The 6,392-nt window shown below is 69.1% G+C and carries 4 protein-coding genes; 1 reads left to right on the top strand and 3 read right to left on the bottom strand.

The genetic code is table 11. The annotated features are described in order from the left end of the window. The 3 genes from ABZ880_RS35385 to ABZ880_RS35375 form a co-directional block, all read right to left on the bottom strand. Positions 1-2,120: acetate--CoA ligase family protein (locus ABZ880_RS35385; protein ID WP_361271569.1), on the bottom strand; the 2,120-nt coding region annotated here is incomplete at its 3' end. Between the two features lie 4 nt (positions 2,121-2,124). Next, a complete protein-coding gene (frc, locus tag ABZ880_RS35380) occupies positions 2,125-3,384 on the bottom strand; it encodes a formyl-CoA transferase (RefSeq protein ID WP_361271566.1) in 1,260 nt (419 codons plus the stop codon). A 9-nt stretch (positions 3,385-3,393) separates the two neighbouring features. Next, a complete protein-coding gene (locus ABZ880_RS35375; RefSeq protein WP_361271563.1) occupies positions 3,394-5,076 on the bottom strand; it encodes a thiamine pyrophosphate-binding protein in 1,683 nt (560 codons plus the stop codon). A 177-nt stretch (positions 5,077-5,253) separates the two neighbouring features. Between ABZ880_RS35375 and sucC the strand changes: the two genes are divergently transcribed. Continuing rightward, the gene (sucC, locus tag ABZ880_RS35370; protein WP_361271560.1) at positions 5,254-6,384 is read left to right on the top strand and encodes an ADP-forming succinate--CoA ligase subunit beta; all 1,131 of its coding nucleotides are present in this window, start codon (positions 5,254-5,256) and stop codon (positions 6,382-6,384) included. Positions 6,385-6,392 lie beyond the last annotated feature (8 nt).

Raw genomic sequence — 6,392 nt, 5'->3', positions numbered from 1 at the left:
GCCGCCCGCGCCCAGCGGTACTTCGCGCCGAGCACGGCCACCGGCTTCTCGGTCGTGTACGGGTACGCCACGACCCCGCGCTCGTAGAGGTACTGGCAGGCCTCCTCGACCTCGACGTCACCCGCGAGCGAGGCCACCACGGGCTTCTCGATGCCGCGTTCACGGAATTCGGCCACCACGCGCGCGGTGAGCTCCGCGAAGACCATCGGGGGAGTGACGATGGTGTGCCAGTAGCCGAGGACGAGCGCGTGGATGCGCGGGTCCTCGAGACCGAGGCGGATCGTCGCCTCGTAGGTCGACGGCGGTTCGCCTCCGGTGATGTCGACCGGGTTGCCCGCGGCCCCGAAGGGCGGGATGAACTTCCGGAAGGCCTCGTCCAGGTCCGGCGGGATCTCCATCAGGGACAGCCCGTTGTCGGTCACCGCGTCGGACAGCAGTACGCCGCTGCCGCCCGCCCCGGTGATGATCACGACGTTGTCGCCCTGAGGGGCGGGAAGCACCGGCAACGCGCGCGCGTACTCGAGCATTTCGTTCAGCCCGGGCGCCCGGATGACACCGGCCTGCCGGAGGATGTCGTCGTACACGGCGTCGTCGCCCGCGAGCGCCCCGGTGTGCGAGCCGGCGGCCTTCGCGCCCGCCGCCGTACGACCGGCCTTCAGCACCACAACAGGCTTCTTCGGTACGGTCGCCCGCGCCGCCTCCACGAAGGCGCGCCCGTCCTTGAGGTCCTCCAGGTGCATCGCGATGCACTCGGTGTGCGGGTCCTCGCCGAACCAGGTCAGCAGGTCGTCCTCGTCCAGGTCCGACTTGTTGCCGAGGCCGACGATCGCCGACACGCCCGTCTTGGTCGTCCGCGCGAAGCCCAGGATGGCCATCCCGATGCCGCCGGACTGCGAGGTCAGCGCCACCCCGCCCTTGACGTCGTACGGCGTGCAGAACGTGGCGCACAGGTCCTGCCACGTCGAGTAGTAGCCGTAGATGTTCGGTCCGAGGAGGCGGATGCCGTGCCACTCGGCGATCGCGACGATCTCCGCCTGGAGTTCGTGCTCGCCGGTCTCCGCGAAACCGGAGGGGATCAGCACGGCGTTGGGGATGTTCTTGCGTCCCACCTCCTCCAGGGCCGAGGCCACGAACTTGGCGGGGATCGCAAAGACCGCCACATCCACCTCACCGGGAACGTCGGTGACACTCTTGTACGCCTTGCGGCCCAGAATGTCATCGGCCTTGGGGTTCACCGGATGGATCTCTCCGGCGAAGCCGCCGTCGATGAGGTTGCGCATGACCGAATTGCCGATCTTGCCCGGCTCGTTGGAGGCGCCGATCACGGCGACGGAGGAGGGCTGCATCAGACGGCGCATCGAGGTGAGGATCTCCTCGCGCGTGTACGTGCGGCGCCGCGGCTGCTGCTTCTCCGCGAGGATCACGCGGATGTCGGCGGCGACCGCACCCTCCGGGGTCGCGATCACCGGGTTGAGGTCGACCTCCGCGATCTCCGGGAAGTCCGCCACGAGTTGGGACACCCGCCGGATCTGCTCGGCGATCGCCCACCGGTCCACGGCTGCGGCACCGCGCACCCCGTGCAGGATCTCCGCCGACCGGATCGAGTCCAGCATGGACAGCGCCTCGTCGGCGCTCACGGGCGCCAGCCGGAACGTGACGTCCTTGAGGACCTCGACGAGAACCCCGCCGAGCCCGAAGGCGACCACCTTCCCGAAGGTCGGGTCGGTCACCGCGCCGACGATGACCTCCTGCCCCTTCGGGAGCAGCTCCTGGACCTGCACGCCCTCGATACGCGCGGACGCGTCGTACGCGCGCGCGTTCTCGATGATTTTGTGGAACGCCGCGCGTACGTCCGTGGCACCCTCGACGCCGACGATCACCCCACCGGCGTCGGTCTTGTGCAGGATGTCCGGCGAGACGATCTTCATCACCACGGGCCCGCCGAAGCGCGCCGCGTACGAGACGGCCTCGTCGACGTCGGTCGCCAACTCCTCACCCGGTACGGCGATCCCGTACGCGTCGGCGATCACCTTGCCCTCGGGCGCGGTCAGCGCGGTCCGCCCCTCGGCCCGCACAGCGTCGAGGAGCGACCGCACCCTCAGCACCCGGTCTTCGGCCATCACGTCAGATCACTCCGTTCGACTTGAGCAGGCGCAGCTCCTCGTCGCCGAGGCCGAGCTCGCCGATGTAGACCTCTTCGTTGTGCTCGCCGAGCAGCGGTGAACTGGTCACCTCGACGGGGGAGTCGGAGAGCTTCAGCGGGCTGCCGACCGTCGTGAACTCGCCGCGCTCGGGGTGCGGGACGGTGACGACCATCTCGTTGGCGACCAGCGAGTCGTCCTCGATGATCTCCTTGGTGGACAGGATCGGCCCGCACGGGATGTTGTGGGCGTTCAGCCGCTCCAGGACCTCCCACTTGGGCAGTGTCGAGGACCACTCCTCGATCAGCTGGAACATCTTGTTGAGCTTGGGCAGCCGTGCCTGCGGCGTCGCCCACTCGGGGTCTTCGGCCAGCTCCGGCCGGCCGATGAGCTCGCTGAGCGGCTTCCAGCCGACGGGCTGCACGATGACGTACACGTAGTCGTTCGGGCCGCCCGGCGCGCACTTGACCGCCCAGCCGGGCTGACCGCCGCCGGACGCGTTTCCGGACCTGGGAACTTCGGTGCCGAAGTCCTCGTTCGGATATTCAGCGAGCGGGCCGTGGGCCAGTCGCTGCTGATCGCGCAGCTTCACCCGGCAGAGGTTGAGCACAGCGTGCTGCATGGCCACGTTCACCCGCTGACCGCGCCCGGTGTGCTCGCGCTGGAACAGCGCCGCGAGTATCCCCGCCACGGCGTGGACGCCCGTGCCCGAGTCCCCGATCTGGGCTCCCGTCGCCAGCGGCGGCCCGTCCTCGAAACCGGTGGTCGACATCGACCCGCCCATGGCCTGCGCGACGACCTCGTACGCCTTGAAGTTGGTGTACGGGCCCTCGCCGAACCCCTTGATGGAGGCATAGACGATCCGCGGATTGATCTCCTGGATGCGGTCCCAGGTGAAGCCCATGCGGTCGACCGCGCCCGGGCCGAAGTTCTCGACCATGACGTCGGAGCGCCGGATCAGCTCGGTGAGGATCTCCTTGCCGCGCTCGGTCTTGGTGTTCAGGGTGATGCTCCGCTTGTTGCAGTTGAGCATCGTGAAGTAGAGGGAGTCGACGTCCGGGAGGTCACGCAACTGCCCCCGGGTGATGTCGCCGGTCGGCGCCTCCAGCTTGACGACGTCCGCGCCGAGCCAGGCCAGCAGCTGGGTCGCGGAGGGCCCGGACTGGACGTGGGTCATGTCGAGGACGCGGATGCCCGCGAGCGCCTTGGCCGGCTGCGAGGTCGAGATGGTCTCGGTGGTCACCAGGTCACCTCACTTGTACATGGTCTGGTTCATGGTTCCGGGGGCGTACGCGTCCGGGTCTACCCAGACGTTGATGAGCGACGGCTTGCCCGACTCACGGGCGCGGCGCAGGGCGGGGCCGATGTCGGCGGGGTCGCGGACCTCCTCGCCGTAACCGCCCAGCATCTGCGCGAACTTGTCGTAGTGGACGTCGCCGAGGGTGTTGCCGATCCGCTCGCGCTCCAGGCCGTACTTCTGGGCCTGGCCGTAACGGATCTGGTTCATGGAGGAGTTGTTGCCGACGATGCCGACGAAGGGGAGGTCGTAGCGGACAAGGGTCTCGAAGTCCCAGCCGGTGAGGGAGAAGGCGCCGTCGCCGAAGAGGGCCACCACTTCCTTGTCTGGCCGCGCCTGCTTGGCCGCGAGCACGAACGGGACGCCGACGCCGAGGGTGCCGAGCGGGCCCGGGTCCATCCAGTGCCCGGGCGACTTGGGCTGGACGACCTGCCCGGAGAAGGTGACGATGTCGCCGCCGTCGCCGATGTAGATCGAGTCCTCGGTCAGGAAGTCGTTGATCTCGCTGACCAGGCGGTACGGGTGGATCGGTGAGGCGTCCGACTTCAGGCTCGGCAGCCGCTTCTCGATGGCGGTCTGCTCGGCCGCACGCAGCTCGTCGAGCCACTCCTTGCGCTTCGCCGCGCCGCCGTTGATGCGCCCGGAGGCCGCCTCGGTGACCGACTTCAACACCAAGCCCGCGTCACCGACGATCCCGAGGTCGATGTCGCGGTTCTTGCCCACCGTCCGGTAGTCGAGGTCGATCTGCACGACGGTCGCGTCCGGGGACAGCCGCTTGCCGTAGCCCATGCGGAAGTCGAAGGGCGTGCCGACGATGACGATGACGTCGGCGTTGGAGAAGGCGTACCGGCGCGACAGCTGGAAGTGGTGCGGATCGCCGGGCGGGAGGGTGCCGCGGCCGGCGCCGTTCATGTACGCCGGGATGTTGAGGGTCCGTACGAGCTCGATGGCCGCCTCGGTGCCACGGGTCGTCCACACCTGGCTGCCGAGCAGGATGGCCGGCTTCTCGGCGTGCACCAGCAGGTCGGCGAGCTTCTCGACGGCCTCGGGGTCGCCGGCGGAGCGGGTCGAGGCGCGGTAGGCGCCCTGCTTCGGCACGCGTGCCTTGCCGACCGGGACCTTGGCGTCGAGGACGTCGCGCGGGATCTCCAGGAAGGAGGGCCCGGGCGCGCCGTGGTAGCACTCGCGGAACGCCATGGACACCATGTCCGCCGCGCGGGCCGTGTCCGGCACGGCCGCCGCGAACTTGGTGATCGGCGTCATCATGTCGACGTGCGGCAGGTCCTGCAGGGACCCCATCTTGTGCTGGGTGAGGGCCCCCTGGCCGCCGATGAGCAGCATCGGGGACTCCGCGCGGAAGGCGTTGGCGACACCGGTGACGGCGTCGGTCGTGCCCGGACCTGCGGTGACGACCGCGCAGCCGGGCTTGCCGGTGAGGCGGGCGTAACCGTCGGCGGCGTGGGCGGCGACCTGTTCGTGGCGTACGTCGACGACCTCGATGCCCTCGTCGACGCAGCCGTCGTAGATGTCGATGATGTGGCCGCCGCACAACGTGTAGATGCGGTCGACCCCTTCGGCCTTCAGAGCCTTGGCGACGAGGTGACCGCCGGAAATCACGTCCTGGGTGTCGTCGGGCATGGCGAAGTCCTGTCCCTTCGTAGGGGGTTGGAACGCTCTCGCGGTACATTGCATACAGTCGACGAATACTGTATGAAGCTTGTTATCCCGCATCCGGTGGGTGGTGTCCAGGGGGCGTGCGGCACTTTTCAGTCATCGGAGTTCGGCCTCGCGATGACTTCGCAGACAGGAGCCGAGATGGACCTGTACGAACACCAGGCAAGGGAACTCTTCGAGGAACACGGCATCTTGGTGCCGAGGGCCGAGGTCACCGACTCGCCCAAGGAGGCCCGCGAGATCGCCCGCAGGCTCGGCGGCCGCGTCGTCGTCAAGGCGCAGGTGAAGACCGGCGGGCGCGGCAAGGCGGGCGGCGTGAAACTCGCCGCGGACCCGGCCGCCGCGGAGCTCACCGCACGCCAGATCCTCGGCATGGACATCAAGGGCCACACGGTCGGCAAGGTGATGCTGGCCCAACCCGTGGACATCGAGACCGAGTTCTACGTCTCCTATGTACTGGACCGCGCGGCGGGCACCTTCCTCGCGATCGCCTCCGCCGAGGGCGGCATGGAGATCGAGGAGGTCGCCGCCACCCGCCCCGAGGCCGTGGCCCGCATCCACATCGACCCGGCCGAGGGCGTCACCTCGGCGAAGGCGGGCGAGATCGCCGAAGCAGCAGGGCTTCCGCCGCAGACCGTCGACGTCCTGGTACGGCTGTGGGAGGTGCTCGTCCGCGAGGACGCACTGCTCGTCGAGGTGAACCCGCTCGTACGCACCAAGCAGGGGCAGATCCTCGCGCTCGACGGCAAGGTCACGCTCGACGACAACGCACGCTTCCGGCAGGCCCGTTGGGGAGCGGAGGGCATCGAGCACGACGACGCGCTGGAGGCGGCGGCCGCGGCCAAGGGCCTCAACTACGTGAAGCTGGACGGCGAGGTCGGCATCATCGGCAACGGCGCGGGGCTCGTCATGTCGACGCTCGACGTGGTCGCCGGCTGCGGTGCACGTCCTGCCGACTTCCTCGACATCGGCGGCGGAGCCTCGGCCCAGATCATGGCCGACGGGCTGTCCGTCATCCTCTCCGACCCGGCGGTGAAGTCGGTGTTCGTCAACGTTTTCGGCGGGATCACCGCCTGTGATGCGGTCGCCGACGGCATCGTGCAGGCGCTGGATTCCGTGCAGTTGACGAAGCCGCTGGTCGTCCGCCTCGACGGCAACAACGCCGCCCGCGGCCGAGCCGTCCTCGACGGCCGCGCCCACCCCCTGGTCCAGCAGGCCACCACCATGGACGGCGCCGCCCGCCGTGCCGCCCAACTCGCCACCGCCGGCTGAAGGAGCCC

The sequence above is a fragment of the Streptomyces sp. NPDC047043 genome, from assembly GCF_040644055.1.
GTDB lineage: Bacteria > Actinomycetota > Actinomycetes > Streptomycetales > Streptomycetaceae > Streptomyces.
This window is presented reverse-complemented; position numbering and strand designations above follow the sequence as displayed.

Excerpts from the sequence above, each read along its gene's own strand:
- ABZ880_RS35375 (WP_361271563.1), bottom strand. The coding sequence starts at position 5,076 with ATGCCCGACGACACCCAGGACGTGATTTCCGGCGGTCACCTCGTCGCC.
- sucC (WP_361271560.1), top strand. The coding sequence starts at position 5,254 with ATGGACCTGTACGAACACCAGGCAAGGGAACTCTTCGAGGAACACGGC.